A 26,469-nucleotide genomic window follows, 5' to 3' on the forward strand; every position below is an offset into this window, starting at 1 on the left:
TCACGCCATGAGCGCTGCCCTCGACACGGATACCCATATCGCCTCTTCCATCCGGACCGATGCGCCCCCGGCCATCCTGCTGGACAGGGTGAACAAGTGGTACGGCTCGATGCACGTGCTGCGGGACGTCTCGCTGCAGGTCGCCACGGGGGAGCGGGTGGTGGTCTGCGGGCCGTCGGGCTCGGGCAAGTCGACCATGATCCGCTGCATCAACCGACTCGAGCAGCACCAGGAAGGGCGGATCGTGGTGGACGGCCACGAGCTGGCCGACGACGTGCGCGCACTCGACGCCATCCGCCGCGAGGTCGGGATGGTGTTCCAGTCCTTCAACCTCTTCCCGCACCTCACCATCCTGGAGAACTGCACCCTCGCCCCGATCTGGGTCCGCCGCATGCCGAAGCGGGAGGCGGAGGAGCTGGCCATGCACTATCTCACGCGGGTGAAGATCCCGGACCAGGCGCTGAAATACCCGGGGCAGCTCTCGGGCGGCCAGCAGCAGCGCGTGGCCATCGCCCGCGCCCTCTGCATGAAGCCGAAGATCATGCTCTTCGACGAGCCGACCTCGGCGCTCGACCCCGAGATGATCAAGGAGGTGCTCGACACCATGGTCGGGCTCGCCGAGGACGGCATGACCATGATCTGCGTGACCCATGAGATGGGCTTCGCTCGCCAGGTAGCCGACCGGGTGGTCTTCATGGACCGGGGCGAGGTGGTGGAGCAGGGCGCCCCGGAGCAGCTGTTCAGCAATCCTTCGACCGAGCGCCTGAAGACCTTCCTGTCCCAGATCCTGCGGGGGCACTGAGCATCGGGCCCGTCCGCCGCCTCGTTCCGCCAGCAAACGCATGCCGGGGCTGAAACCAGGAGCCGGGGGCGGGGGTTGCAGCCCCTGGGGTGACGGTCATATGCCGCCGCCGACCAACAAGTGCGGACGACGGACGTGACATCAGGGGCCTCTCAGGGCGAACGGCAGCCGGTCAATGCGGCCGTCCTCCTGGCCGTATTGGGCATCGTCTACGGGGATATCGGTACCAGCCCGCTCTACTCAATGCGGGCAGCCCTGCTCCATTTCTCCTCCGACGGGCTGGAGCGCTGGGAGATTCTGGGCATCCTCAGCCTCATCATCTGGTCGCTCATCATCGTCGTGACCGTGAAGTATGTCTGGCTCGTCACGCGCGCCGACAACAAGGGGGAGGGCGGCATCCTCGCCCTCATGGCCCTGGCGCAGCGGGCGGCGGTGACGGAGCGGGGGCGGTGGACCATCGCCGTGGTCGGGATCGCGGGCGCCGCCCTGTTCTTCGGGGACGGGGTCATCACGCCGGCCATCTCCGTTCTCTCGGCGATGGAGGGGCTGAAGGTCATCTCGCCCGCCTTCGAGGGGGCTGTCGTCCCGCTCTCCGTCGCGGTGCTGCTCGCCCTGTTCCTCTTCCAGTACCGCGGCACGGGCAGCATGGGGGCGATCTTCGGCCCCATCACCGTGGTGTGGTTCGGCGTGATCGGGCTGCTGGGGCTGATCGAGGTGGTGCGTGAGCCCGAGGTGCTGGCAGCCATCTCCCCGCACTACGCCGTCCGTTTCGTGCTGGCCTACCACTTGGCGGCCTTCATCGCCCTCGGCTCCGTCGTCCTGGCCGTGACGGGCGCCGAGGCGCTCTACGCCGATATGGGCCATTTCGGCCGGCGGCCGATCCAGCTCGCCTGGCTCGGCTTCGTGCTGCCCTCCCTCGCCCTCAACTATCTCGGCCAGGGCGCGCTGCTGCTTTCCGACCGTGCGGCCCTGGAGAACCCCTTCTACCTTCTCGCGCCCGAGTGGCTGCGGCTGCCGCTGGTGATCCTGGCGACGGCCGCGACCATCATCGCCAGCCAGGCGATGATCTCGGGCGCCTATTCCATCGCGCGGCAGTGCGTGCAGCTCGGCTTCATGCCCCGCCTCGTGGTGCGCCACACGAGCGAGACGGAGGAGGGGCAGATCTACATGCCCCAGGTGAACTTCGCCCTCCTCCTGGGCGTCATCATTCTCGTCGTGTCCTTCCGGAACTCCGACAGCCTCGCGGCGGCCTACGGCCTGGCCGTGACCGGCACCTTCATCGCGACCTCGATGCTCGCCGGCCTCGTCTTCCGGCGGCGCTTCGGCTGGTCGCTGCCCCTGGTGATCGCGGTCTTCCTGCCGCTCTTCCTGCTCGACCTCGCCTTCTTTCTCTCCAACGTCCTGAAGATCCCGGATGGGGGGTGGGTGCCGCTGCTGCTGGGCGGTGCGATCTTCGCCATGATGCTCACCTGGCGTCGCGGCCGGGACCTGCTGTTCAGCCGCTTCCGCCAGGACAGTTTGCCCCTGAAGTCCTTCCTCGCCCGTCTGCCGCAGTCGCGCACCACGCGCGTCCCCGGCATCGCGGTGTTCATGACGAGCCAGGCCGACTACGTCCCCAATGCGCTCCTGCACAACCTGAAGCACAACAAGGTGCTGCATGAGCGCGTGCTCTTCGTTACCGTCAACAACGAGGACGTGCCGCAGGTGACGGACAGGCGCCGCGTCGAGGAGCTGGCGCCCGGCATCCACCGGGTGTCCCTCTGCTACGGCTTCCAGGAGAGCCCGAACATTCCGCGCGAGCTCGAGGGCTTGCGGGAGCTCGGTGTCGACTACGAGCCGATGCAGGCCTCCTACTTCCTCGGACGGGAAACCGTGGTGGCCTCGGCGATTCCGAAGATGGCGCGCTGGCAACAGTGGCTCTTCGGCATCATGTCGCGCAACTCGGTTCCAGCGACCGAGTTTTTCCGTATCCCCAGCGACCGCGTGGTCGAGCTGGGGGTGCGGGTCGCCATCTAGGCGGTCCGCTGCGGCAACCATTTGAGGAGGTGTGCATGCCGCTCGTCGTCTTGTCGCCGAGCGGCGGGACCGGCCTGCCGGAGGGCAGCCCCCAGCACCGTTATGAGGTGCAGCTGACGCTGACCTCCCAGGGCTTTCCGGACCCGGCCGCTTGGCAGAACGATCCGGCCACCTGGGTCGCGCGCCGCTTCTGGCCGGGGCAGGGGCTCATGGATGGCGACGTGGTCTATGACCCCGACATGGGCTGGGCCCTGCGCTTCTTCCGCCGCGACGACAGCCCGATCGACGCGCCGATCCAGGCCGTGATCCGCAGCGGCGCACCGTGCCGCCCGGGCGAGAATGTCACGATCGCTGAGCCGGATGGGCAGGAGTTCGCCTGGCGCATCGTCGGCGTCGGTTGAGGGACTGGCCCTGCTAATAAGGGCAGCGGCCCAAAAGAGAGCGGGGCGCCCGTTGCCGAGCGCCCCGCATCATCCCGCTAAACTGGTGGAGCCAATCGGAATCGAACCGACGACCTCTTGAATGCCATTCAAGCGCTCTCCCAACTGAGCTATGGCCCCCCAAGGCGGTGCCGCGATATAGCCCTGCCCATGAGGGAGGGCAATCCCCCTTTCCGAGGTTTCTCGCCTCTTTATGCCCTGGCGAGGGGCGGCTAGCCTCCCCGCATCGAGAGTACTGGAGGACGCCACGGAATGAGCAGGAAACTCTACCCGGATGCGAAGGCAGCGCTGGACGGGCTGCTGCGCGACGGCATGCTCATCCATTCCGGCGGCTTCGGCCTGTGCGGTGTTCCTGGCCTGCTGATCGAGGCGATTCGCGACAGCGGCGTGAAGGGACTGACCTGCGTTTCCAACAATGCGGGCGTGGACGATGCGGGGCTTGGGCTGCTGCTGCAGACGCGGCAGATCCGGAAGATGATCGCCTCCTATGTCGGCGAGAACGCGGAGTTCGCCCGCCAGTACCTCGCCGGAGAGTTGGAGATCGAGTTCAACCCGCAGGGCACGCTGGCCGAGCGCATCCGCGCGGGCGGCGCCGGCATTCCGGCCTTCTTCACCCGCACGGGCGTGGGCACCGCCGTCGCCGAGGGCAAGCCGACGCAGGAATTCGACGGCGTGACCTATGTGATGGAGCGGGGCATCATGGCGGACCTCGCCATCATCCACGCCTGGAAGGCTGATCCGGAAGGCAACCTCGTCTATCGGAAGACCGCGCGGAACTTCAATCCGATGATGGCGACCGCCGCCCGCGTGACCGTCGTCGAGGTCGAGGAAATGGTCGGGCAGGGCGAGCTGGACCCCGATCACATCCACACTCCCGGCATCTATGTGAAGCGCATGATCCTCGTGCCGCCCGGCACGCAGAAGCGGATCGAGCAGCGCACCACGCGCAAGCGCTCCGAGCCCGCCAATGCCGCAACTGCCGGGGCCGCCGCCGGCACCGATCCCCTTCCGACTCGCTGAGGAGCGCCGCCATGGCCTGGAACCGCGACGAGATGGCCGCCCGCGCCGCGCGCGAGCTTGAGGACGGCTTCTACGTGAATCTCGGGATCGGGATCCCGACCCTGGTCGCCAACCACATCCCCGAGGGCGTCTCCGTCCAGCTCCAGAGCGAGAACGGGATGCTCGGGATCGGCCCCTTTCCCTACGACGGAGAGGAGGACCCGGACCTCATCAACGCGGGCAAGCAGACCGTCTCCGAGCTGCCGACGACCAGCTATTTCTCCTCGGCCGACAGCTTCGCCATGATCCGCGGCGGCCATATCGACCTGTCCATTCTCGGCGCCCTGCAGGTGGCCCAGAACGGCGACCTCGCCAACTGGATGATCCCGGGCAAGATGGTGAAGGGCATGGGCGGCGCCATGGACCTCGTGGCCGGCGTGAAGCGCGTGGTGGTGCTGATGGAGCACACGGCGGGGGGCAAGCCGAAGCTGCTGAAGTCCTGCGCCCTGCCGCTGACGGGGCAGGGGGTAGTCGATCTCGTGGTGACCGATCTCTGCGTCATGGAGATCGACAAGGTCGCCGGCCGCATGCGCCTGATCGAACTCGCCCCCGGGGTGACGGAGGAGGAGGTGCGGTCGAAGACGGAGGCCGAGTACGAGGTCTCCCTCCAGGTGGCCTGAACGGCACCGGAGAGGGCGGTGGGCGGTTCTGGTCAGCCTGCCCGACGCCCCTGGGGTGAGCGGCCCGCTCACCCCGCCTCAGCGCGGTGTGACCGTCGGCGCCCCAGCGGGGTTATAGTCGCGGTAGGGGCCGTTGCCCCGGGCCGGCTCAGCGAACCGCCCCCGCTCCGCCCCGATCTGCGATTCGAGCTCCCGAATACGCCGGTCCCGGTCGGCGAGCTCGCGCGCCAGCTCCGCCTCGCGGTCCTGGCGGGGCTGGGAAGCGACAGCTGCCTGCGGGCGCCGCGGCGCTGCAGGGCTGGCAGCCCGCCGCGGGGCGGCCCGCGCGGCGCGGCGCGGCTTCGCGGGGACCGGGCTGGCGTAAGCTGTGCTCCCCGGAAGATCGGTCACCGCCATGTCGGGCACGGGACGCTCGCCCCGGCCGAGGGACTCGATAGGGGGCGGGCTCAGGCGGTCGAACTGTCGCAGGCTGGAGCCGAGATAGTCGCCGATCGGCCCGGAATCACTCGGCCAGCTCTGGGCGGCGGCAGGGAGGGCCGTCAGGCCGATCAGGCCCAGCCCGAGCAGTCCCGCACGGATCCGCGGCTTCGACATGAGACCTCTCCTTTTCGCGAGCCCACCGTTACGCCACCCCGCCCCCGACTGAAAAGCCTCCTCTTGCCTCCCCCTACCTCACGGCGAGCCAGAGGAGGATGAGGGTGCCGAGAGCGATGCGGTAGAGGCCGAAGGGGGTGAAGCCGATGCGCGAGATGGAGGCGAGGAGGGCGCGGATGACGAGGAGGGCGGTGACGAAGGCGGCGGCGAAGCCGATGGCGATCTGCCCGAGGCCGGAGAGGTCGAGTTCGGCGCGGGCCTTGATGAGGCTGTAGGTGGTGGCGGCCAGCATGGTGGGGATGGCCAGCAGGAAGGAGAACTCGGCGGCCGCGCGGCGTTCGACGCCGAGCAGGAGGGCGGCGATGATGGTCGCGCCCGAGCGGCTGGTGCCGGGGATCATGGCGAGCACCTGGCCGAAGCCGATGAGGAGGGCGCCGACGGGCCCGATCTCGGGGATGGAGCCGATGGAGGGGGTGGGCCGGGCGCGCTCGATGAGGATGATGGCCACCCCGCCCAGGATGAGGGCGAGGGCGACTACCACGGGGGTGAAGAGCAGGCGCGTGATAGGCCCGTGCAGGAGCGCCCCGATCACGAGCGCGGGCAGGAAGGCGAGCAGGAGGTTGGTCAGGGTGTAGCGCTCGGCCGTCCCGGGCCGCCACAGCCCGCCCGCGATCTCCAGCAGCCGGCGCCAGTACACCACCACCACGGCCAGGACGGCGCCGAGCTGGATCGCGATCTCGAACACCTTGCCCGGCGGGCCCTGGAAGCCGATCAGCTCGCCCAGGAGGATCAGGTGCCCCGTGGAGGAGATCGGCAGGAACTCCGTCAGACCCTCGACAACCCCCATCAGCAGCGCCGAGAGCAGACCAGCGACGTCCATCAGAAGCATCCCGTGGGGTGAGGAATCGAGAAGGGGGCGGGAACTCCCGTTCCCGCCCCCTTCCCTTAGCCCCGGACGGGTGTCAGCGCACCGTCTGCGCGGCGGTGAAAGCGAAGTTGTCGAATGAATTCTCGCTCACCCGATGCCAGGTATACACATCATCGCGGAAGCGGCGATGGCTCTCCATGATCCGCTTGAAACGCTCGTTCTTGCCCGCGAGCTCATCCATCACCTCGTTGGTCGCGCGCCAGGCGGCCTCGAGGATCGGGCGGGACCAGAAGCGAAGCTGCGCGCCGCCCGCGACGAGGCGGCGCAGCGCCTGCGGGTTCGCCACGTCGTACTTCGCCACCATTTCCGCATCCGCCTCGGCGGTCGCGACGGCGATCGCGGCCTTGTACGGGGCCGGCAGGGCGTCATAGGCGCGCTGGTTGGCGATGAAGTGGAGGCGCGCGCCCGGCTCCCAGAAGCCGGGGGCGTAGTAGTTCGGCGCCACCCGGGCAAAGCCGAGCTTCTCGTCGTCATGCGGGCCGACGAACTCGGCCGCATCGATCGTGCCGCGCTCGAGCGAGGAGTAGATGTCGGAGGCCGGGACGACGGAGGCGGTCGCGCCCATCCTCTGGAAGACCTGGCCGGCGAGGCCGGTGATGCGGAACTTCAGGCCCTTCACGTCGTCCACGGTGCGGATCTCGCGCCGGAACCAGCCGCCCATCTGCGCGCCCGTGTCGCCACAGGGGAAGGCGACCGCGTTGTACTCGCGCATCATCTCGTTCATCAGGTCCTGCCCGCCGCCGTGGCGCAGCCAGGCCGTGTTCTGGCGGGTGTTCAGGCCGAAGGGCACGGCCGTGAAGAAGGCCAGCGCGGGGTCCTTGCCGATATAATAATAGGAAGCCGTGTGGGCGCACTCGATGCTGCCGGACTGCACGGCATCCAGCGCGGCGAGGGCGGGGGCGATCTCGCCGCCCGGGAAGGCCTGGATGCGGAACCGGCCCTCGGTCAGCTCGCCCACGCGGCGGGCGACGGCCTCGGCGGTGCCCCAGAGGATGTCCGTGTTGCGCGGGAAGGAGGAGGTGAGCCGCCAGCGCACTTCGGGGTTGGTCTGGGCGATGGCCGGCGCGGCGAGGGCCACGGGCACCGCCGCGGCCGGCGCAGCGGTCAGCAGCGCGCGGCGATTCACGCGGGAAACCATGATGCGACGTTCCTTTCCCTGAGAAGACGTATTGCGGGCGTGATAAGGCATCGGCGCCCGGTGCGGAAGCGTCGAGCCCTATTCCGCCGCCTCCGCCTGGAGCGCGCGATAGGGGTGGGCGGGGTAGCAGCCGAGGATGTGCACCTCGCGCGAGAAGAAGCGCAGCTCCTCCAGCGCCCGGCGCAGCGGCGGCTGGTCCGGGTGCCCGTCCACGTCGCAGAGGAACTGAACGGCGGTGAAGCGCCCATCCAGCATGTAGGATTCGAGCTTCGTCAGGTTCACGCCATTCGTCGCGAAGCCGCCCAGCGCCTTGTAGAGCGCGGCGGGGACGGAGCGGACGCGGAAGACGAAGGTCGTCACGCTGTCCGGCGCCGTGACGGGCGGGAGCGAGGGCTCGCGCGACATGATGTAGAAACGTGTGGTGTTGTGCGCCTCGTCCTCCACGTTTCGGCGAAGGACCTGGAGCCCGTAGATCTCGCCGGCCAGGGAGGAGGCGATCGCCGCGTCCTCCACCCCGCCGCGCTCGGCGATGAGGGCGGCCGCGCCGGCCGTGTCGGCCTCGATCACCGCCCCCCAGCGCATGTCGCGCAACAGGTTCAGCACCTGCCCGAGCGCGACGGGATGGGAATGGGCGCGGCGGATCGTCTCCAGCGTCGCCCCGGGCGGGGCCAGGACGCAGTGCTCCACGCGCTCATAGTGCTCGCCCACCACGTGCAGCCCCGATTCGGGCAGGAGCCGGTGGATATCCGGCACCCGGCCGGCGAGCGAGTTCTCGCAGGGGAGCATGGCCAGCTCCGCCCGGCCTTCCCGTACCGCGGCCATCGCGGCCTCGAAGGAGGGGCAGGGCAGGGTGGTCCAGCCGGGATAGGCGGCACGGCAGGCAAGGTCGGAATAGGCGCCGGCCAAGCCCTGGAAGGCAATGATCCCCGTCATGGGGCGTTCCCCCTCGTCTCGCTGGCCGCGCCTCTGTGGGCGGCGAGGCCGGGATGAAGCACCGCACGGGCCCGGGCGAGGTCGGCCGGCGTGTCCACGCCGAAGGGCGCGTGGTCCACGCGGGCTACGGCGATCCGCATCCCGGCCTCCAGGGCGCGGAGCTGCTCCAGTTTCTCCCGGAGTTCGAGCGGGCTGGCCGGCAGGGCCACGAAGCGTGCGAGCGCCGCGCGCCGGTAGGCGTAGAGGCCGATATGGTGCCAGAGCGGCCCGTCGCCCGAGGGGATGGGGTGGCGGGAGAAGTAGAGTGCGGGCGCGATCTCGGCCCCCGGGGGGAAGGCGCAGGCGCATTTCACCACGCTGGGCGCCGCGGCCTCCTCGGCGCTCACCACGGGGGCGACGAGGCTGGCAATGTCGATCGCCGGATCGGAGAGCGGGGAGAGAACCTTGCGCAGGAGCTCCGGCTGGATGGCGGGCAGGTCGCCCTGCAGGTTCACCACTACGTCATACGCGCCGCCCGGATCCAGGATCGCCAGGGCGCGCTCGATCCGGTCCGTGCCGGAGGGGAGGTCGTCCGCCACCAGCACGGCCGTTCCCCCTGCCGCCTTCACGGCCGCCTCGATCTCCGGCGCGTCGCAGGCGACCGCCACGGGCCCGATCCCGGCGGCCTGAGCTGCCTCCAGCACGTGCACGATCATCGGGCGCCCGTGGATATGCGCCATCGGCTTGCCCGGCAGCCGGGTGGAGGCCATGCGGGCGGGGATGAGAACGATCGGGTTCGGACGGGGCGAATTCACGCGCGGGCCTTCGCGGAAGCGGCCCGGCCCGCCACGGGTTGTCGTGGGAGGCCGGGATCATTATGGTCCGCGGGCTTCTAGCCGCGACGGCGGAGTCACGCAAACGCGCGGACCGTCAGGCGTTAGAGTGCGGCACAACACGGGATTCGGGCAGGGCGTATGAGCCTGGAAGCTAACAAGGCGTTTGCGGCGGTCCTCACCGCTGGCATCAGCTTCATGGTCGCCGGCCTGGTCGGCGGGCTGGTCGTGCACCCCCAGCGGCTGGAGAAACCGGCGATCGAGACGGGCGAGGTGGTGGCCGCGGCCGCCCCGGCGGCGCCGGCGGCCCTGGAGCCGATCGGGCCGCTGCTCGCCAGCGCAAACGCCCAGAACGGCCAGACGATCATGAGCCGCCAGTGCGCGGCCTGCCACAGCTGGAACGAGGGTGGGCGCAACGCGGTCGGCCCCAATCTCTACGGCGTGGTCGGTGGCCCGCACGCGCATCGGGACGACTTCAACTACTCCCCCGCGATGAAGGCGTTGCACGACAAAAACTGGGACTACGAGGCCCTGAACGCCTTCCTCTATCGCCCCGCGCAGGCCATTGCCGGCACGCGCATGGCCTTTGCCGGGCTGAACCAGCCACAGCAGCGCGCGGACGTGATCGCCTATCTCCGCACGCTCGCGGCCAACCCGGCGCCGCTGCCGCAGTAATGGAAGGGCTGGTCGCCTCGGCAGAGGCCGCGGCGGATCTGGCGGGGGCGGTCATCCGCCCCCTTTTCCGTTCGGCCCTGCTGGTCGAGGCGAAGGGCGACGCAAGCCCCGTCACCGAGGCCGACCGGGGCGCCGAGCGCGCCATCCGGGATCATATCGCGCGCCACCACCCCGACCACGGCGTGATCGGGGAGGAATACGGGCCGGAGCGCCCGGAAGCCGAATGGGTCTGGGTGCTGGACCCCATCGACGGCACGCGCGCCTTCGTCACCGGCCGCCCGATCTTCGGCACGCTGATCGGCCTGCTCCACCGGGGCCGCCCCGTGCTCGGGATCATCGACCAGCCCGCGACCGGCGAGCGCTGGATCGGGGTCGAGGGGCGGCGCACGACCTTTCGCGGCCCGTTCGGGGGCAGCGTGGGCTGCCGGCCCTGCCCTGAGATTGGCGGGGCGGAACTCTCCTGCACCAGCCCCGACATGTTCCCGCCCGGCCGGGACGCCGGATTCGGGGCCCTCCGCCGCGCCGCGCGGCGCACGACCTGGGGCGGGGACTGCTACAGCTACGGCCTCGTCGCGCTCGGCTTGATCGATATCGTCGTGGAGGCTGCCATGAAACCCTGGGACTGGGGTGCCCTGGTTCCGGTGATCGAGGGCGCGGGAGGCCGCGTGACCGACCATGCGGGCCGCCCGCTGACGCTGGAATCGGGCGGGGACGTGCTGGCGGTGGGCGACCCCGCGCTGCTGCCTGCCTGCGCCGCGTTGCTATCCGTTTGAAACCTGCCTGTTGAGGGACGGGGAAATAGCCCCCACTCTCCCACCCATGCGCCGCCGCACCCTCCTCGCTACCGGTCTCGCCGCCGGCTTGCCCGCTCTCCCCGTGCTCGCCCAGGGAGCGCCCGCCGCGCCTCGCCGCGTGCACGCGCTCTCCCTGCTGGGGGAGCCGAACCTGCCGGCGGAGTTCACGCATTTCCCCTGGGTGAACCCGGAGGCGCCGAAGGGCGGGGAGATCACCCTCTACGCCCTCGGCAGCTTTGACAGCTTCAACCCCTATATCCTCCGCGGCACGGCGGCCGTCGGCAGCGGGGTGCTCTACGATACCCTGCTGAAGCAGAGCTCCGACGAGGCGAGCGCCGAGTACGGCCACCTTGCCGGCGTGGTGGAACTGCCCGCCGACGGGCGCGGCGTGACCTTCGAGCTGCGGGAGGGCGCGCGCTGGCATGACGGCCGCCCCATCACCGCCGATGATGTCGTCTGGACCTTCAACACGCTGCGCCAGCACGGCCGCCCCTTCTACCGCGCCTATTGGGCGGACGTGTCCGAGGTGGTGGCCGAGGGGCCGCGCCGCGTGGCCTTCCGTTTCTCGACCGACCAGAACCGCGAGCTCTCCCTCATCCTCGGCCAGCTCGCCGTGCTGCCGAAGCACTGGTGGGAGGGGCGGGACTTCACCCGCCCGCTGCTGGAAGCGCCGCTCGGATCCGGCCCCTATCGGATCGAGCGCTTCGAGGCCGGGCGTTCCGTCGCCTATCGCCGCGTGGCCGATTACTGGGGCCGCGACCTGCCCACGATGAAGGGCACGAACAACTTCGACGTCATGCGATACGAGTATTACCGCGACGCCACGGTCTCGCTGGAGGCGTTCAAGGCGGGAAGCATCGACTTCCGCACGGAGAACGTCGCGCGGGACTGGGCCACGGGCTACGACTTTCCCGCCGTGCGCCGCGGCCTGGTGAAGCGCGACGAGATCCGCCACGAGCTGCCGACCGGGCTGCAGGGCTTCATCATGAACGAGCGCCGGCCCCTGTTCCAGGACCGGCGCGTGCGCGAGGCGCTCGGCCTCGTCTTCGATTTCGAGTGGATGAACGCCAACCTCTTCTACGGCTCCTACACGCGCACGAGCTCCTACTTCTCCAACTCCGATTTCGCCTCGCGCGGGCTGCCCGAGGGCCGGGAGAGGGAGATCCTGGAGCGATTCCGCGACCGCCTCCCGCCCGAGGTGCTGACGCGCGAGTTCAAGGTCCCCGTCACGGATGGCAGCGGCAACAACCGCGAGGGTGCCCGCCGCGCGCTGGAGCTGCTGCGCGAGGCCGGCTGGACCGTGCGCGACCGCCGCCTGACGAATGCCCAGGGCCAGCGCTTCGAGTTCGAGATCCTGCTGAACGGCCCTACCTTCGAGCGCGTCGCCCTGCCCTACATCCAGTCCCTTCAGCGCCTGGGCATTGAGGCGCGCGTCCGCACGGTGGACCCGCCGCAGTATCAGGTGCGGATGGACGGCTTCGACTACGACATGACGGTGGAGGTGTTCGGCCAGTCCTCCTCCCCCGGAAACGAGCAGCGCGACTACTGGACGAGCGCGAAGGCGGAGGAGAACGGCAGCCGCAACACGGTCGGGATCAAGGACCCCGTGGTGGACGCGATCGTGGAGATGATCGTCAACGCCCAGACGATCGAGGAACTGACCGCGGCCTGCCGCGCGCTCGACCGCGTGCTGCTCTGGGGCTTCCACTCCATCCCGCAATGGCACAGCCGCAGCTTCCGCCTGGCCTGGTGGGACAAGTTCGGCCGCCCCGAGCGCAATCCGCGCCGCGCTCTCGGCCTGGACAGCTGGTGGGTGGACCCGGCGAAGGAGCGCGCCCTCGCTGCCGCCCGGAGCGCGGGCTAGGCCTTGGGCGCCTATCTCCTCCGCCGGCTGGCGCTGCTGGTGCCGACGCTCTTCGGCATCATCCTCATCAACTTCGCCGTCACTCAATTCGCGCCGGGCGGGCCGGTGGAGCAGATGATCGCCGAGCTGCGCGGCGAGGGCGACACCACCCTCGGCCGCTTGACGGGCGAGGGCGGCGGCGAGACCCGAGCCCCGCGTCCGCAGGATCAGACGAGCGGGGAGGGGCCGCGCTCCACCTATCGCGGCGCGCGCGGGCTGGACCCCGCCGTCGTCGCCGAGATCGAACGCAGCTTCGGCTTCGACAAGCCGGCCAGCGAGCGCTTCATCGAGATGATCGGCAACTACCTGCGCTTCGACTTCGGGCGGTCGCTGTTCCGGGACCGCCCCGTGGTGGACCTCATCCTGGAGAAGATGCCCGTCTCCATCTCGCTCGGCCTCTGGTCCACCCTCATCATCTATCTCGTCTCCATTCCCCTGGGCATCCGCAAGGCCGTGCGCGACGGCACGCGTTTCGACGCCTGGACATCGGGCGTGGTGCTGCTGGGCTACGCCATCCCCGGCTTCCTTTTCGCCATCCTGCTCGTGGTGCTCTTCGCCGGCGGGTCCTTCGTGCAGTGGTTTCCCCTGCGCGGCCTGACCACCAGCGGCAGCGAGACCTGGCCTTTCTGGCAGCGCGCGGCGGACTACGCCTGGCACATGGTGCTGCCCACCATCGCCCTCGTCGTCGGCGGCTTCGCCGGGCTGACGATGCTGACGAAGAACGCCTTCCTCGACGAGATCAACAAGCAGTACGTCCTCACCGCCCGCGCCAAGGGGGCGGGGGAGGGGCGGGTGCTCTACGGCCACATCTTCCGCAATGCGATGCTGCTGATCATTGCGGGGTTCCCCGCCGCCTTCATCGGCATCCTCTTCACCGGCGCGCTGCTGGTGGAGATCGTGTTCAGCCTCGACGGCCTCGGCCTGCTCGGCTTCGAATCCGCCATCCGCCGCGACTACCCCGTGATGTTCGCCACTCTCTACATCTTCACCCTCCTCGGCCTCGTCATGCAGATCGTGGGCGATATCAGCTACACGCTGGTGGACCCCCGCATCGATTTCAGCGCGCGCCGTTGACCCTCTCGCCCCTCACGCGCCGCCGCCTCGCCAACTTCCGCGCCAACCGGCGGGGATGGTGGTCGCTCTGGATCTTCGCCGCTCTTTTCCTGCTCACGCTCTTCGCGGAGGTGATCGCGAACGATCGCCCGATCGTCGCGCGGGTGGAGGGGCAATGGTTCTTCCCCGTGGCCGTCGAGTACGCCGAGAGCGATATCCTGAGCGACGGCTTTCCCACCACCGCCGACTGGCACGACCCCGTGCTGGCCGAGGAGGTGGAGAAGCGCGGCTGGGCGATCTGGCCGCCGATCCGCTACAGCCACCGCACCATGGTGCGCGACCTCGGCCGCCCCGCGCCGTCACCGCCTTCCGCCCGCAACCCTCTCGGCACGGATGACCAGGCGAGGGACGTGCTGGCGCGGGTGATCCACGGCTTCCGCATCTCCGTGCTCTTCGGCTTCACCCTCACCATTCTCTCCTCCGTCGTCGGCATCGCTGCGGGCGCGGTGCAGGGCTATTACGGCGGCTGGGTGGACCTGATCTTCCAGCGCGTGATCGAGATCTGGTCGGGGATGCCGCAGCTCCTGCTGCTCATCATTCTCGCCAGCGTCATCGAGCCGAGCTTCCTCTCCCTTCTCGGCTTCCTCCTGCTGTTCTCCTGGATGGCGCTGACGGGGGTGGTGCGGGCGGAGTTCCTGCGCGGCCGGAACCTCGACTACGTCCGCGCCGCGCGCGCGCTCGGCGTGTCGGACGCCCGGCTGATGACGCGCCACATCCTGCCCAACGCCATGGTGGCCACCCTGACCATGCTGCCCTTCATCCTCGCGGGCTCCGTCACCGTGCTGGCCAGCCTCGACTTCCTCGGCTTCGGCCTGCCGCCGGGCTCGCCCTCCCTCGGAGAGCTCGTCAGCCAGGCGAAGAACAATCTCCAGGCGCCCTGGCTCGGCATCACGGCCTTCGTCGTGCTCGGCGGCATGCTCACCCTGCTCGCCTTCATCGGGGAAGCCGTGCGCGACGCCTTCGATCCCCGCAAGCAGCCCGGGGGTGGCCGGTGAGCGCGCCGCTCCTCGACGTCCGTGACCTTTCCGTCGCCTTCCGCGGGCATCAGGTCGTGGGCGGCGTGTCCTTCGCGGTGAAGGCCGGGGAGACCCTGGCCCTCGTCGGCGAGAGCGGCAGCGGCAAGAGCGTCACGGCGCTCTCCTGCCTCCGTCTGCTCGGCCCCGGCGGCACCAACCCTTCCGGCCGCATCCTGCTGGACGGCGTGGACGTGCTGAGCGCCGCCCCGGACGAGCTGCAGCGCCTGCGCGGCGGCGTGGCGGGGATGGTGTTCCAGGAACCGATGACCTCCCTCAACCCGCTGCACACGATCGGGCGGCAGGTCTCGGAGGCCGTGACCCTGCACCGCCCGCTGCGCGGCGCCGCCCTGCGGTCCCGCGTCATCGAGCTGTTGCAGCGCGCCGGGCTCGGTGCCGCGGCGGAGCGGCTGGACGCCTATCCCCACCAGCTCTCGGGCGGCCAGCGGCAGCGGGTGATGATCGCCATCGCCCTCGCCAACGATCCGCGCCTGCTGATCGCGGACGAGCCGACCACGGCGCTGGACGTGACGATCCAGGCTCAGGTGCTGGAACTGCTGGCCCGGCTGAAGCGGGAGTTGCGCATGGCGATGCTCCTCATCACCCACGACCTCGCCATCGTGCGCCGGCACGCGGACCGCGTGGTGGTGATGCGGGATGGGGCCGCCGTGGAGCAGGGGCCCGTCAGCGAGGTCTTCGCGCGCCCGCAGCACCCCTACACGCGGATGCTGCTCGAAACTCAGCCGCGCGGCCGCGCCGCACCTCTCCCGCCGGACGCGCCGGAGATCCTGCGGGCGCGCGGGGTGCGGGTGCACTTCCCCATCCGCCGGGGGCTGCTGCGTCGCGTGACGGGACATGTGAAGGCGGTGGACGGCGTGGACCTCTCCCTGCGCCGGGGCGAGACCCTCGGCATCGTGGGGGAGAGCGGGAGCGGGAAGACCACCCTCGGCCTCGCGCTTCTCCAGCTCGAGCGCTCGGAGGGAGAGGTCCTGCTCGACGGGCAGCCCATCCAGGGCCTCTCGCGCGCCGCGCTGCGCCCGCTCCGCCGGCGCATGCAGGTCGTCTTCCAGGACCCCTATGGCAGCCTGTCCCCCCGGATGAGCGTCGGCGAGATCGTGGGGGAGGGGCTGGCAGTCCATGAGCCCGGCCTGTCGCGCGTGGCGCGGGAGGAGCGCGTGGCCGGCGCCCTGCAGGAGGTCGGCCTCGATCCCGCCACCGCCATTCGCTACCCCCACGAGTTCTCGGGCGGCCAGCGGCAGCGCATCGCTATTGCCCGCGCGCTCGTGCTCGGCCCGGAGCTCGTGGTGCTGGACGAGCCGACGAGCGCGCTGGATGTCTCCGTGCAGTCCCAGGTCGTGGATCTCCTGCGGGACCTGCAGGAGCGGCGCGGCCTCTCCTACCTCTTCATCTCGCACGACCTCCGCGTGGTCCGGGCGCTCGCGCACCGGATCGTCGTGATGAAGGACGGCGAACTGGTGGAGGCGGGGGAGACGGAGCAGGTAGTCGCCGCGCCGCGGGCGGCCTACACCCGCGCCCTGATGGAGGCGGCTTTCGACCTGCAGGCTGAGGCCGCGCCGGGCGAGGGCTAGGGCCGATCCCGTTCCGGCTGGTCGCCGGGGCGGGACCGGCTCCGCGAATAGCAGGCTGGAGCGGTCGAGTTGATTCAAGGCGAACAGGAACTCCTCTGGCCCGAGGTGCCGGCGGGAAGGCCGGCCCCGTCGGTGCCCTGGGGGAGGCGCGCATGAACGAGCTGGAACGCCTGAAGGAGCTGCTCGACCAGGGGCAGGTGAAGCTCGGCGTCAATATCCGGCAAATGAACGCGCCGGGCTCCCCGGTCTATCGCACCTGGGAGAACATCACCGTGCCGTCGCTGCTGCTCGTGACCAGCCTCCTGGCCACGATGTACGTCCATACCTGGATCGGCTTCGCTATCCTGGCCGGCGGCGCCGCGTGGTGGATCCTGAGGGTGCTGCCGCGCATCCGCGACGGTGTCTTCGACCGAAGCGCTGCCTTCGCTCTGTCGAGCGAGGCGGCCTTCGATGCGCTCTGGGCGCGCGGCGTGCTCAGCCTCTATGCGAAGATGCCGGACGGGACGGAGCGTGCCGCCGCCAAGCGGCAGGACTGGCGTGCCTTCGTGCGCTCCCTGGCAGAGGAGTGACCTCCGCCTGAGCCGAGCGGGTGGGCCGGCTTCCCGGCCCGTGCGCCCCGGCAGGAACGACCCGGCAGGAACGAAGCGTCAGCCCGCGCGCTTGGCCGCCATCTGTGAGTTGGCCGGCTGGGCGGAGGCCTTCGCGTCCTCGTCCTCGGCGGCAGCGGCGGCTTCACCCATGATACTGCGCATCTCTCGCAAGAGAGCCGCGCCCTTCACCGTGCGCTGCACGAGAACCGAGCGCCGGTCCTGGGGGTCGGTCTTGCGCCGGGCAAAGTCCAGCTCGCCCAGGCGGTCCAGCGCGCGGGTGATCGCCGGCTTGGACACGTTCAGCGAGGCGGCCAGGCCGCGGACGGTGTGCGGGCCCTCGCCGAGATAGACGGTCAGGAACACGCCAAGCTGCCGGGCCGAGAGATCGGGACCGTCACGGCGCACCATGGCCACGATCGTGTCACGCAGGATACCGACGAACTGGTCCGGTGTGCCTTGCACGGGCATCGGAGAGCATTCCTTCTCATGGGGCGCCCCGGGTCGGGGGAGCGCCGTGCAACATCATTGACCGGGTGTGGGTTTCCCGGTTCGGCCCGAGCCAGCCGCGCGGATAACCCGCTCAATGGCTGGCCCATACGGGCAACAAGGTCATCAGTCCGGCGTGAAGCGCTCTGAGGCCCATGGCCTCGCCCCCCTCCGGGCGCCCTGGTCTTCCCGTATCGTTCCAGGCGTAAACGTCGAGATGGGCCCAAGGTATGCGGTCCGGAACGAAACGGCGAAGAAAGAGCGCGGCGACGATGGCCCCCGCCATCGGACGGCTGCCGACGTTGTTCAGGTCGGCTGCTGAACTGTCGAGCCACGAAGCGTAACCTTCGTGAAGCGGCAGTCGCCAGAGCGGGTCGTGGCATGCCTCGCCCGCCGCGGAAAGAGCGGAGGCGACTGTTTCGTTATTCGTGAACAACGCTGGCAGATCTGGCCCGAGTGCCACGCGCGCAGCACCGGTCAGCGTTGCTGCATCCAGGATCAGCGCTGGTTGTTGCTCACTTGCGAAGGAGAGAAGGTCGGCGAGCACGAGCCGCCCTTCCGCATCGGTGTTGCCCACCTCCACCGTCAGTCCCGCGCGCGTGCGCAGCACGTCGAGCGGACGAATGGCATGCGACGACACGGCGTTCTCCACCGCGCCGATCGCGACGAGCAGACGGATCGGCGCGCGCAGGCGCATGAGTGCTTCTGCAAGGCCGAGCATGAGCGCGGCGCCGCCCATGTCCTTCTTCATGCGCTTCATTCCCTCGGGCGTCTTCAGGTCCAGCCCGCCGGTGTCGAAGCACACGCCCTTGCCGCAGAGCGCGACCAGCGGCGCATCGGCCGCGCCCTCCCAACGGATCAGCGCCACGCGCGGCGCGCGGTGGCTTCCGCCGCCGACCGCGGCCACGGCGGGGAAGCCCTGGGAGAGAGCGTCGCCGGAGATCTCCTCGAACTCTGCGCCGCAGCGCCCGGCAAGGTTCCGCGCCGCGTCGGACAGCTCTGCCGGGCCGAGATCGGCGGCGGGCAGGTTGATCAGGTCGCGCGCGCGCAGCACGGCCTCCGCCAGAACGCGCGCCTCCCTCAGGCCGGGCGCGTCGCCGGAGGGAAGGACGAGGCGGGCGGGAAGGCGCGGCGCTGCCTTGTGCCGGGTGAAGCGGTAGGCGCCGAGCATCCAGCCGAGGGTCGCCGCGGCGGCATCCCCGCCCTCGCCCATCTGCCAGGACGTGTTCTCCGGCAGGGCGAAGGGCAGGGCGCCGTAGGACCAGGGGGAGGTTGCGGAGGGTCCGAGGCCCAGCACCGCGCCCGCGAGGCCGCTCTCGCCCGGCAGCAGGGCTACCCTGCCCGCCTCCGCCCTGAAGCCGCTCCCCTCCAGGAAGGCCGATGTCGCGGGACCGAGGCGCTCCATCAGGAGGGGCAGCCCCTCCCGGGTGACGGGGTGGACGGTGCGGGCGCCCTCGTCGGAGGTGGCGAGTGCCCAGCCGAGATCGTGGTCGGTCATTTTGCAACCATGGATTGTATATTATCGCGCTCTATCGCGTCGTCGAGAGGCCGGCGCGGATGGCGGAGGCGAGCGCCTCGGCGAGGCAGGCATAGCCGCGATCGTTGTGGTGCAGCCCGTCCGGCGCGATCACGGCAGCATCCGCTGTGCCGTTCGCGGCCCAGGCATCCATCATCCGGCGGCGGGAGAAGAGCTGCACCCCGCGCTCCTGGGCCACATCGGCGAGGGCGGCATCGAAGGCGTCCCGCAGCACGGCATGGGCGGCGACCCAGGGGCCGCGCTGGCTGTCCATCAGCACCACATCCGCGCCCGCCTCCTGCATCCGGGTCACGCCCTGGCGGAGCAGGGTGCGGAACCGGGTGAGGCTCTGCTCGCGGATGGCGCCGTTCACGCCGAGCTGCCAGATGACCAGGGCCGGGCGGGCGGTGATCACGTCCTCCTCCAGCCGCGCGCGCATCTCCAGCGCGTCCTCCCCGTTGCGGCCGCGGTTCAGCACGCGCACGGGAAGCCCCTCCCGCCGGAGCGCGGCCTCCAACCGGGCGGGGTAGGTGCGGTCTGGCGAGGAGGCATAGGCCCCCTGGGTGGAGGAGCTGCCGAAGGCGAGCACCACCGCCTCCCCGCCATCCCTCAGGATCTGGGCGAGTCGTGGGAGAACGAGCGGCTGGATCGGGGCGGGCGGGCAGGAGGGCGCCTCCTCCGCAGCCACCGGAAGGGCGGCGGACAGCAGGATCAGCAACAGGAGGGCAGGGCGCCAGGCCATCCCCCGCTATGCCCCAGCGCTTGCCACATCGCCAAGGGCCGCTTTCCCCGGGGCGATGCCGGTGTTACGCGCCGGCGAATGCGAATCCTGCTCTGGTACTGGGGGCGGCGCGGCGGTGGGGCCCAGTTCACCCTCTGTCTCGCGCGCGGGCTGGCCGGGCGACCCGGGGTGGGGCTCGGGCTCTCGCTGGCCGACCGCAACGAGCTCCTGCCCGAGGCGCGCGACATCCCCGCCGCGCTCGACGTGGTGGAGACTTTCCAGGGGGCAGCGGGCGCGGCCCTCGGCCTCGCGCGGATGCCGTCGCTGCGACGCCGGCTCGTGCGGCAGGCGCGGGCGATGGGGGCGGATGTCGTCGTCTCCGCCATGAACCATGTCTGGACGCCGCTTGTGGCGGGCGCGCTGCCGCGTGCGGGCATCCGATTCGTCAGCACCGTCCACGACGCCCTGCCGCATCCGGGCGACCCCGCCCTCGCCTGGAACTGGCGCCTGCGGCAGGAGCTGGAGGCCGCGTGTGGGGCGATCGCCTTCTCCCGTGACGTAGAGCGGGCAGTCCTCGCCCGGCAGCCGGGGCTTCCCGTCCTGCGCCTCCCCCTCGGCGCCCATATTCCCGATCCACCCGGGCAACCGCCTCGCGGCGGGACGTACGACTTCCTCTTCTTCGGCCGCCTGCGCGCCTATAAGGGCCTCGACCTGTTGCGGGACGCCTTCGCCGCGCTGCGGGCGCGGCATCCCGGCGCGACGCTGCGCGTGGTGGGGGAGGGGGACCCGGAGGCCTGCGCGCCCGGCCTGGCGGCCTTGCCAGGTGTCACCCTGGAGCCGCGCTGGGTATCGGATGCCGAGATGCCGGCCCTCGTCTCCACGGCCCGGACGCTGGTGCTTCCCTACCGCGAGGCGAGTCAGTCCGGCGTGCTTCCCATCGCCCTCGCCCTCGGGGTCCCGGTCGTCGCGACGCCTGTCGGCGGCCTCTCGGACCAGCTGGAGCACGGCGTTTCCGGCCTCGTGGCGCGGGAGCCCTCCGCCCCTGCCCTGGCGGAGAGCATGGCGCTGATGCTCGATCCCGCGCGCCGGGCTTCCCTCTCGGCCGGGGCGAGGGCCGCCGGCGAGCGGCTGGCCGACTGGGACGCCCAGGCCGCCCGGCTCGTGGATTGGCTGCAAGACCTGCGGGAGGCCTCGCCATGAGCGCGCTGCATCGGATCTGGTCCCTCCTGCCGCGCTCGGCGCGCCGGGAGGCGCTGTTCTCCCTCACCGCGGCGCTCGCACCCCGCATCGCACGCCCGGCCCCGCCGCCCGCCCTGCCGCTGACGGTGGCGGGCTATTTCAACGCCCCCACCGGGCTGGGCGCGGCGACGCGGCGCCTGGCGGGCGGTCTGCGGGACCAGGGGCTCGATGTGGCGGAGGCCGACCTCACCGGGCCGCTGCGCCAGGGGCCGGCCGGGCCGCCCGCGCGGGTGGCGCCGGGCGCGGGAACGCTGCTCGTGCATGTGAACGGCCCGATGCTGCCCTGGGCTCTGCTCGCCCTGGGGCGGGGCGCCGTCGCGGGCAAGCGGGTGATCGGGGTCTGGAACTGGGAGTTGCCCGTCCTGCCGCGCGACTGGGACCGCGGCTTCACCGCCTGCCATGCGATCTGGGCCGGCACGGAGTTCGTGGCCGGGGCCTGCCGCCGCCCCGGCGGCCCGCCCGTGAGCGTGGTGCCCTATCCCCTGCCGCGGCCCGCGCCCTCGCCGCTGGGCCGCGCCGATTTCGGCCTGCCCGGGGAGGCCTTCGTCACCCTCGCCGTCTTCGACGCCACCTCCTCCCTCGCGCGCAAGAACCCGCTGGGCGCCATCGAGGCCCATGTCCGGGCTTTCGGCGACGACCCCCGCCACCTCCTCCTGCTGAAGACGCATGGCACGAGCCATGCCGGGCCGGGCTGGGCGGAGGTGGCCGCGGCGGCCGCGGCCCACGGTAATGTCCGCGTGCTGGACCGCTCCCTGCCGCGCGGCGATCTCTGGGCCCTCATGGCCGCGAGCGACGTGCTTCTCTCCCTTCACCGCTCGGAGGGGTTCGGCTTCGCGATCGCGGAGATGATGGAGCTCGGCCGGCCGGTCGTGGCCACCAACTGGTCCGGCAATGTCGATTTCATGCAGGGGCCCGGCTGCCATCCCGTGGGCTGGAGGCTCGTGCCGGCCCAGGATCCGCAGGGCACCTACGACATGCCCGCGGCCCGCTGGGCGGAGCCGGACCTGGACGAAGCCGCCGCGGCGCTGCGCCGGATCGCCGCCGATAAATCCCTCCGCCGCCCGCCGCCCATCCGCTTTCCCGCGCCGGATTACCGCACCGCGCTGGGGCTGGGTTGAGGGCGTGTTCGGAACGACCCCGGGCGTGCCCGGTCGGGCGGCACTAGCAAGGCCCGCCCAAGGCCGCTAAAGGCACCCGGCCTGAACACCTGCGAAAATTGGAATCCATGCCGCGCGCGCTCATCACCGGTGTGACCGGACAGGACGGGGCCTACCTGTCGCAACTGCTCCTCGATAAGGGCTACGAGGTCTACGGCCTGCTCCGCCGCTCCTCCTCGGGCGACGTGATCGATGAGCGCCTGCGCTGGCTGGGCATCGCCGGCCGCGTCCGGATGATGGACGGCAACCTCATTGACCTCTCCTCCCTCCTGCGCCTCCTGCAGGAGGTCCAGCCGGACGAGGTCTACAATCTCGGCGCCCAGTCCTTCGTGAAGACCTCGTGGAATCAGCCGCTGCTGACCGGCCAGGTCACGGCGCTCGGCGCGGGCAACATGCTGGAGGCGGTGCGCCTCGCCGCGCCCAAGGCCCGCTTCTACCAGGCCTCGTCGAGCGAGATGTACGGTCTGATCCAGGAGCCCGTGCAGAGCGAGAAGACGCCCTTCTACCCCCGCTCCCCCTATGCGGTGGCGAAGCTCTACGCCCATTGGATGACGGTGAACTACCGGGAGTCCTTCGGCCTGCACGCGAGCAGCGGCATCCTGTTCAACCATGAGAGCCCGCTGCGCGGCATCGAGTTCGTCACCCGCAAGGTCACGGACGGCGCCGCTCGCATCAAGCTCGGCCTGGCTTCGGAACTGCCCATGGGCAATCTCGACGCCAAGCGCGACTGGGGTCATGCCCGGGACTACGTGAAGGCCATGTGGCTGATGCTGCAGCAGGAGGAGCCGGACGACTACGTCGTGGCCACCGGCCGCACGGTCACCGTGCGCGACATGTGCCGCATCGCCTTCTCCCATGTCGGGCTCGACTACGAGGAGTTCGTGAAGGTGGACGAGGCCTTCATGCGCCCGGCCGAGGTGGACGTCCTGCTCGGCGATCCCTCCAAGGCCCGCGCGAAGCTCGGCTGGACCGCCGAGACGAGCCTCGAGGACATGATCAAGGAGATGGTCGAGGCCGACCTCGCCCGTCACCGCGCGCGTCAGCGCTGAAGCATCCCGCGTGCGGCCGGCTCGCATCCTGGTCACGGGAGCCGGCGGCTTCGTCGGCCGCCACCTCCTGCCGGCGCTCCGGGCCGCCTTTCCCGAAGCGGTCCTGATCGGGACGAGCCGGGGCACCGGGGAGGGGCGCCCGGCGGCTGTGGACGAGGCGCTGCCGCTCGACCTCGACCGGGCGGAGACCTTGCCCGACACCGTCTCCGCCGCGCGGCCCGACGCGGTGCTGCACCTCGCCGCCCGGGCGGATGTGGGGGCCTCCTTCGGCGATCCCCTGGCGACCTGGCGCACGAACCTGATGGGAACCGTGGGCCTGGCGGAAGCCGTGCTGCGCGTCGCCCCGCAGGCGCCCTTCGTCCTTGCCTCATCCGGTGAGATCTACGGCCTCGCCTTCCGCGCCGGCCGGCCCGTGGCGGAGGACACCGCCCCCGCCCCGGCCAACCCCTATGCCGCAAGCAAGGCGGCCGCGGACCTCGCCCTCGGCGAGATCGCGCTGCGCGGGTTGCGCGCGCTGCGGCTGCGCCCCTTCACCCATACGGGGCCCGGGCAGACGGAGGGCTTCGTCGTCTCGGCCTTCGCCCGGCAGATCGCGCGGATCGAGGCAGGGCTGCAATCTCCCGTCCTGCGGACCGGCGCGCTCGACCGCTGGCGGGACTTCCTGGACGTGCGGGATGTCTGCGCCGCCTACGCGGCCGCCCTCGCGCGGGCCGGCGAGTTGGCGCCGGGCACCGCGCTGAACATCTGCTCCGGCACGCCGCGCCGCATCGGAGATGTCCTGGATTCCCTTCTGCGCCTCTCCGGCCTCGAGGTGCGCGTGGAGCCGGAAGCGGCCCGGATGCGCCCCACCGATGTCGAGCGCGTGCTGGGCAATGCCGACCGGGCCCGCGCCGCGCTCGGATGGGCGCCGGTCGTTCCCTGGGAGGAGACGCTGGCCGCCGTGCTCGCCGACTGGCGCGCGCGGGTGGCGGCCGGCGGATAGGCCCCGCCCGGCGCTTCAGGCCGCCTGCAAGCCGAGGCGGGTGGCCAGAACCTCGGCCGTGCGCCGCCACGGTACGGGCCGGAACCCGTCCCTGATCCCCGCCTCATGCCCGGCGATCAGCGCGTCGTCGGTGCAGGCCTGCCGGATGACCTCGGTGGCGCCCGTGATGTTCTCGGGATCGATGTAGAGGCAGAAGCGCCCGCCTGCCTCGGGCAGCGAGGTGCGGTCGGAGCTGATGCAGAGCTTCCCGAAGGAGAGGCTCTCCGTCACGGGCAGTCCCCAGCCCTCGTAGAGGGAGGGGAAGAGGGTGAACCGGCAGCCCCGGTAGAGGGCGACCAGTTCCGCATCGCTGGGGTCGGGCACCACCACGAGCTTGCCGCCGAGATGGCCGCTGTTCTCGATCTGCTGCATCAAGTCCTGGACGAGCCAGCCGATCCGCCCGGCGAAGACGAGGGTGGGGACGCTCTCGGGCGGCATCCCCTCCAGCATCCGGCGCCAGGCACGGAAGGCCAGGAGGTGGTTCTTCCGCGCCTCGATCGTCGAGACGACGAGGGCGTAGCTGCCCGGCGCGAGGCCCGCCGGCGGGACCGGCGGGGCGGTGACGGAGGGGCCGGAGAAGCCGGTGCCGATCGGCAGGGTCTCGACGGGGTGGGGGAGGGACACGCCCTCGCGCACCGCCCATCGCTCCACATCCCGGGCGGTCGCGTCCGAGATGGAGAAGAGCCGGTCCGCGATCGGCGCGAAATTCCTGAACCAGCGGCTGAACACCCGCACCAGCCCTGCGTCGCACCATTCCGGGCGGAGCATGGGGATGAGGTCATAGACCAGCAGCGCGGTCCGCAGAGGCGCCCCCTCCGTCGCGCGGGCCAGGAAGCCAGAGTAGTCCGGGTGGAACCATGGCGAGCCGAGGACGCCGAGTATGTCGCCCGGCCGGGCGAGCTGCCGGATGTCCTCGCCCGCCGAAGCGAGCTGTTCCGCTCCGGCAGAGGCGGGTGGGCGAAGAAGCGTCGGGGCCGCGCGAAGCACCCGGCCCCCGTGGCCCAGCGCGGCCTTCTGTGCGGCCAGGGCGTGCCGCTGGGCGATGACCGCCTGGATCAGCGGGTCGCGCATCGCGAGGGGCAGGCGGCCGGCCAGGGCGCGTGCCAGCCCCCCTCCGGGCGGCGCGGCCCGTGACGCGTCCGGTGCCGGCCGCGACGGGGTGGGCGGTTCCATGAGGCCGATGAAGAGCGCCTCCACCGCCTCCCAGGAAACGGTGCGGAGCAGGTTCGCCACGGGGTCGTGCCGGCAGAAGCGCACGCCCTCGCCCAGCAGCTCCCGCAAGGCGACATACATCTCGAATGACAGCCGCTGGATGCCGCTGGGGCGGGGGTTCTTCAGGGCGTAGTGGAACAGGTCCTCCACATCGAGCCAGAGGGTCATCGGCACCGGAAATCCATCACGGAACTGCGGTACGCCAGCCGTGCCGGGGGAGCAAGCCGGGGCGACAGGGTGGCGAAATCGTGCGATTCATCCGCCTCTCGTCCCGCCTGTCGTGACGCGCTCCCCTCCAGCAATCGGAGTTGCCTCTTGCCTGACCTCCCGCGCCCCCAGCCGCCGCGCGTGGTGATCATCGGAGCAGGAGGGCATGCCAAGGTCATCATCGAGGCGCTGCGCGCCGCGGGCTTCCCCTCTCCTCTCGGCCTCATCGACCCTCGCCCGGCCGGGGAGACGGTGCTCGGCGTGGCGGTGCTGGGCGGAGACGAGATGCTGGAAGGGCTGCGGACCAGCGGCGCCGGGGCCGCGGTGGTCGCGCTCGGCAACAACGCCCTGCGCCTGCGCGTCGGCGACAAGCTCGTCGCCATGGGGTTCTCCCTGCCTCCGCTCGTTCACCCCGCGGCCCAGCTCTCTCCGAGCGCCGAGCTGGAGGAGGGCGCCGTGGTCATGGCCCGCGCCTGCCTCGGCCCGGATGCCCGGATCGGGCGGCTGGCCATCGTCAACACGAACGCGGTGGTCGAGCACGACAACCGGATCGGGCAGGCGGCCCATGTCGCACCCGGTTGTGCCCTGGCCGGCAACGTGACGGTGGGTGACCGCGCGCTGGTCGGGGTGGGGTCGGCGGTCCGCCCCGGCATCACGATCGGCGCGGACGCGGTGATCGGCGCCGGTTCGGCCGTGGTGCGGGACGTGCCACCCGACGCCGTTGTCGCGGGCGCGCCCGCGCGTTCCTTGAGCCGTGGTGCCTGACGAGGGCTCTGTGCCGTGTTCGTGAACGGGTGTATGGGGCCGCTGTTGCGTGCTGGCCTCTTGGCTGGCCTGGGGAG

26 protein-coding genes and 1 tRNA gene are annotated in these 26,469 nt (G+C 70.9%); 17 read left to right on the forward strand and 10 right to left on the reverse strand.

Translation table 11 applies throughout. The features are described 5' to 3' along the window. The first annotated feature begins 7 nt into the window (after positions 1–7). From FHS87_RS15645 to FHS87_RS15655, 3 genes are all read left to right on the forward strand, one after another. Entirely contained in the window at positions 8–802 is a 795-nt protein-coding gene (locus FHS87_RS15645) for an amino acid ABC transporter ATP-binding protein (protein ID WP_184520317.1), read from the forward strand. A gap of 135 nt (positions 803–937) precedes the next feature. Next, the gene (locus FHS87_RS15650; RefSeq protein WP_312862015.1) at positions 938–2,818 is read left to right on the forward strand and encodes a potassium transporter Kup; all 1,881 of its coding nucleotides are present in this window, start codon (positions 938–940) and stop codon (positions 2,816–2,818) included. A gap of 35 nt (positions 2,819–2,853) precedes the next feature. After that, positions 2,854–3,219: a hypothetical protein gene (locus tag FHS87_RS15655; RefSeq protein WP_184520319.1), complete on the forward strand. Its 366-nt coding sequence runs from the start codon at positions 2,854–2,856 to the stop codon at positions 3,217–3,219. Between the two features lie 83 nt (positions 3,220–3,302). Here FHS87_RS15655 and FHS87_RS15660 read toward each other — a convergent pair. Then, positions 3,303–3,378: transfer RNA gene (locus FHS87_RS15660), tRNA-Ala, on the reverse strand. A gap of 132 nt (positions 3,379–3,510) precedes the next feature. On the opposite strand from FHS87_RS15660, the gene FHS87_RS15665 reads away from it, so the two are divergent. Both FHS87_RS15665 and FHS87_RS15670 read left to right on the forward strand, forming a co-directional pair. Continuing rightward, a complete protein-coding gene (locus FHS87_RS15665; RefSeq protein WP_184520320.1) occupies positions 3,511–4,278 on the forward strand; it encodes a CoA transferase subunit A in 768 nt (255 codons plus the stop codon). A gap of 11 nt (positions 4,279–4,289) precedes the next feature. After that, the gene (locus tag FHS87_RS15670; RefSeq protein WP_184520321.1) at positions 4,290–4,937 is read left to right on the forward strand and encodes a CoA transferase subunit B; all 648 of its coding nucleotides are present in this window, start codon (positions 4,290–4,292) and stop codon (positions 4,935–4,937) included. Between the two features lie 78 nt (positions 4,938–5,015). Here the strand turns inward: FHS87_RS15670 and FHS87_RS15675 are convergent, their stop codons facing one another. From FHS87_RS15675 to FHS87_RS15695, 5 genes are all read right to left on the reverse strand, one after another. Continuing rightward, complete coding sequence (locus FHS87_RS15675; RefSeq protein ID WP_184520322.1) at positions 5,016–5,531, reverse strand: hypothetical protein; 516 nt, start codon at positions 5,529–5,531, stop codon at positions 5,016–5,018. 73 nt (positions 5,532–5,604) lie between these two features. After that, positions 5,605–6,411: an undecaprenyl-diphosphate phosphatase gene (locus FHS87_RS15680; RefSeq protein ID WP_184520323.1), complete on the reverse strand. Its 807-nt coding sequence runs from the start codon at positions 6,409–6,411 to the stop codon at positions 5,605–5,607. 82 nt (positions 6,412–6,493) lie between these two features. Further along, complete coding sequence (locus FHS87_RS15685) at positions 6,494–7,597, reverse strand: TRAP transporter substrate-binding protein (RefSeq protein WP_184520324.1); 1,104 nt, start codon at positions 7,595–7,597, stop codon at positions 6,494–6,496. Positions 7,598–7,675: 78 nt separating this feature from the next. Beyond that, positions 7,676–8,530 carry a prephenate dehydratase gene (locus FHS87_RS15690; protein WP_184520325.1) on the reverse strand — a complete coding sequence of 285 codons (855 nt, stop codon included), beginning with the start codon at positions 8,528–8,530 and terminating at the stop codon, positions 7,676–7,678. Then, the gene (locus tag FHS87_RS15695; protein WP_312862017.1) at positions 8,527–9,324 is read right to left on the reverse strand and encodes a 3-deoxy-manno-octulosonate cytidylyltransferase; all 798 of its coding nucleotides are present in this window, start codon (positions 9,322–9,324) and stop codon (positions 8,527–8,529) included. The genes FHS87_RS15690 and FHS87_RS15695 overlap by 4 nt, the downstream gene beginning before the upstream one ends. A 159-nt stretch (positions 9,325–9,483) precedes the next feature. Between FHS87_RS15695 and FHS87_RS15700 the strand changes: the two genes are divergently transcribed. The 7 genes from FHS87_RS15700 (at position 9,484) to FHS87_RS15730 (ending at position 16,998) form a co-directional block, all read left to right on the forward strand. Continuing rightward, positions 9,484–10,017: a c-type cytochrome gene (locus FHS87_RS15700; protein WP_184520326.1), complete on the forward strand. Its 534-nt coding sequence runs from the start codon at positions 9,484–9,486 to the stop codon at positions 10,015–10,017. Then, positions 10,017–10,790: a histidinol-phosphatase gene (gene hisN / locus FHS87_RS15705; protein WP_184520327.1), complete on the forward strand. Its 774-nt coding sequence runs from the start codon at positions 10,017–10,019 to the stop codon at positions 10,788–10,790. Before FHS87_RS15700 ends, hisN begins: the two co-directional genes overlap by 1 nt. 46 nt (positions 10,791–10,836) lie before the next feature. Next, positions 10,837–12,675: an extracellular solute-binding protein gene (locus FHS87_RS15710; RefSeq protein WP_184520328.1), complete on the forward strand. Its 1,839-nt coding sequence runs from the start codon at positions 10,837–10,839 to the stop codon at positions 12,673–12,675. Between the two features lie 3 nt (positions 12,676–12,678). Then, on the forward strand, positions 12,679–13,788 hold the full coding sequence (locus FHS87_RS15715) for a microcin C ABC transporter permease YejB (RefSeq protein ID WP_184520329.1): 1,110 nt from the start codon (positions 12,679–12,681) through the stop codon (positions 13,786–13,788). Then, positions 13,785–14,822 (forward strand): ABC transporter permease, encoded by a 1,038-nt coding sequence (locus FHS87_RS15720; RefSeq protein WP_184520330.1) that lies wholly within the window; start codon positions 13,785–13,787, stop codon positions 14,820–14,822. Before FHS87_RS15715 ends, FHS87_RS15720 begins: the two co-directional genes overlap by 4 nt. Beyond that, a complete protein-coding gene (locus FHS87_RS15725; protein ID WP_184520331.1) occupies positions 14,819–16,429 on the forward strand; it encodes an ABC transporter ATP-binding protein in 1,611 nt (536 codons plus the stop codon). The genes FHS87_RS15720 and FHS87_RS15725 overlap by 4 nt, the downstream gene beginning before the upstream one ends. A gap of 152 nt (positions 16,430–16,581) precedes the next feature. Next, entirely contained in the window at positions 16,582–16,998 is a 417-nt protein-coding gene (locus FHS87_RS15730; protein WP_184520332.1) for a hypothetical protein, read from the forward strand. Positions 16,999–17,076: 78 nt separating this feature from the next. Here the strand turns inward: FHS87_RS15730 and FHS87_RS15735 are convergent, their stop codons facing one another. From FHS87_RS15735 to FHS87_RS15745, 3 genes are all read right to left on the reverse strand, one after another. Continuing rightward, entirely contained in the window at positions 17,077–17,487 is a 411-nt protein-coding gene (locus FHS87_RS15735; RefSeq protein ID WP_184520333.1) for a MarR family transcriptional regulator, read from the reverse strand. 112 nt (positions 17,488–17,599) lie between these two features. After that, on the reverse strand, positions 17,600–19,003 hold the full coding sequence (locus FHS87_RS15740) for a leucyl aminopeptidase family protein (protein WP_184520334.1): 1,404 nt from the start codon (positions 19,001–19,003) through the stop codon (positions 17,600–17,602). Positions 19,004–19,034: 31 nt separating this feature from the next. After that, positions 19,035–19,763: an SGNH/GDSL hydrolase family protein gene (locus tag FHS87_RS15745; RefSeq protein ID WP_184520335.1), complete on the reverse strand. Its 729-nt coding sequence runs from the start codon at positions 19,761–19,763 to the stop codon at positions 19,035–19,037. A gap of 78 nt (positions 19,764–19,841) precedes the next feature. Here FHS87_RS15745 and FHS87_RS15750 point away from each other — a divergent pair, with 78 nt between their 5' ends. The 4 genes from FHS87_RS15750 (at position 19,842) to FHS87_RS15765 (ending at position 24,169) form a co-directional block, all read left to right on the forward strand. Continuing rightward, positions 19,842–20,942: a glycosyltransferase family 4 protein gene (locus FHS87_RS15750; RefSeq protein ID WP_184520336.1), complete on the forward strand. Its 1,101-nt coding sequence runs from the start codon at positions 19,842–19,844 to the stop codon at positions 20,940–20,942. Further along, positions 20,939–22,099, forward strand: a complete 1,161-nt coding sequence (locus tag FHS87_RS15755) for a glycosyltransferase (RefSeq protein ID WP_184520337.1) — start codon at positions 20,939–20,941, stop codon at positions 22,097–22,099. The genes FHS87_RS15750 and FHS87_RS15755 overlap by 4 nt, the downstream gene beginning before the upstream one ends. 107 nt (positions 22,100–22,206) lie before the next feature. Beyond that, positions 22,207–23,187, forward strand: a complete 981-nt coding sequence (gmd, locus tag FHS87_RS15760) for a GDP-mannose 4,6-dehydratase (RefSeq protein WP_184520338.1) — start codon at positions 22,207–22,209, stop codon at positions 23,185–23,187. A 10-nt stretch (positions 23,188–23,197) separates the two neighbouring features. Beyond that, positions 23,198–24,169, forward strand: a complete 972-nt coding sequence (locus FHS87_RS15765) for a GDP-mannose 4,6-dehydratase (RefSeq protein ID WP_184520339.1) — start codon at positions 23,198–23,200, stop codon at positions 24,167–24,169. Positions 24,170–24,184: 15 nt separating this feature from the next. On the opposite strand, the gene FHS87_RS15770 is transcribed toward FHS87_RS15765, so the two are convergent. After that, positions 24,185–25,588, reverse strand: coding sequence for a glycosyltransferase family 4 protein (locus FHS87_RS15770; protein ID WP_184520340.1), 1,404 nt, complete (start codon positions 25,586–25,588; stop codon positions 24,185–24,187). A 147-nt stretch (positions 25,589–25,735) separates the two neighbouring features. On the opposite strand from FHS87_RS15770, the gene FHS87_RS15775 reads away from it, so the two are divergent. Beyond that, positions 25,736–26,392, forward strand: a complete 657-nt coding sequence (locus FHS87_RS15775) for an acetyltransferase (protein WP_221299975.1) — start codon at positions 25,736–25,738, stop codon at positions 26,390–26,392. Positions 26,393–26,469 lie beyond the last annotated feature (77 nt).

This window comes from Muricoccus pecuniae, from assembly GCF_014199205.1.
GTDB classification, from domain to species: Bacteria; Pseudomonadota; Alphaproteobacteria; order Acetobacterales; family Acetobacteraceae; genus Roseomonas; species Roseomonas pecuniae.

Bases quoted from the DNA above. Each gene is read 5' to 3' on its own strand.
- FHS87_RS15645 (WP_184520317.1), top strand. From the start codon at position 8: ATGAGCGCTGCCCTCGACACGGATACCCATATCGCCTCTTCCATCCGG.
- FHS87_RS15655 (WP_184520319.1), top strand. From the start codon at position 2,854: ATGCCGCTCGTCGTCTTGTCGCCGAGCGGCGGGACCGGCCTGCCGGAG.
- FHS87_RS15665 (WP_184520320.1), top strand. From the start codon at position 3,511: ATGAGCAGGAAACTCTACCCGGATGCGAAGGCAGCGCTGGACGGGCTG.
- FHS87_RS15670 (WP_184520321.1), top strand. From the start codon at position 4,290: ATGGCCTGGAACCGCGACGAGATGGCCGCCCGCGCCGCGCGCGAGCTT.
- FHS87_RS15675 (WP_184520322.1), bottom strand. From the start codon at position 5,531: ATGTCGAAGCCGCGGATCCGTGCGGGACTGCTCGGGCTGGGCCTGATC.
- FHS87_RS15680 (WP_184520323.1), bottom strand. From the start codon at position 6,411: ATGGACGTCGCTGGTCTGCTCTCGGCGCTGCTGATGGGGGTTGTCGAG.
- FHS87_RS15685 (WP_184520324.1), bottom strand. From the start codon at position 7,597: ATGGTTTCCCGCGTGAATCGCCGCGCGCTGCTGACCGCTGCGCCGGCC.
- FHS87_RS15690 (WP_184520325.1), bottom strand. From the start codon at position 8,530: ATGACGGGGATCATTGCCTTCCAGGGCTTGGCCGGCGCCTATTCCGAC.
- FHS87_RS15700 (WP_184520326.1), top strand. From the start codon at position 9,484: ATGAGCCTGGAAGCTAACAAGGCGTTTGCGGCGGTCCTCACCGCTGGC.
- hisN (WP_184520327.1), top strand. From the start codon at position 10,017: ATGGAAGGGCTGGTCGCCTCGGCAGAGGCCGCGGCGGATCTGGCGGGG.
- FHS87_RS15710 (WP_184520328.1), top strand. From the start codon at position 10,837: ATGCGCCGCCGCACCCTCCTCGCTACCGGTCTCGCCGCCGGCTTGCCC.
- FHS87_RS15730 (WP_184520332.1), top strand. From the start codon at position 16,582: ATGAACGAGCTGGAACGCCTGAAGGAGCTGCTCGACCAGGGGCAGGTG.
- FHS87_RS15735 (WP_184520333.1), bottom strand. From the start codon at position 17,487: ATGCCCGTGCAAGGCACACCGGACCAGTTCGTCGGTATCCTGCGTGAC.
- FHS87_RS15740 (WP_184520334.1), bottom strand. From the start codon at position 19,003: ATGACCGACCACGATCTCGGCTGGGCACTCGCCACCTCCGACGAGGGC.
- FHS87_RS15745 (WP_184520335.1), bottom strand. From the start codon at position 19,763: ATGGCCTGGCGCCCTGCCCTCCTGTTGCTGATCCTGCTGTCCGCCGCC.
- FHS87_RS15750 (WP_184520336.1), top strand. From the start codon at position 19,842: ATGCGAATCCTGCTCTGGTACTGGGGGCGGCGCGGCGGTGGGGCCCAG.
- FHS87_RS15755 (WP_184520337.1), top strand. From the start codon at position 20,939: ATGAGCGCGCTGCATCGGATCTGGTCCCTCCTGCCGCGCTCGGCGCGC.
- gmd (WP_184520338.1), top strand. From the start codon at position 22,207: ATGCCGCGCGCGCTCATCACCGGTGTGACCGGACAGGACGGGGCCTAC.
- FHS87_RS15770 (WP_184520340.1), bottom strand. From the start codon at position 25,588: ATGACCCTCTGGCTCGATGTGGAGGACCTGTTCCACTACGCCCTGAAG.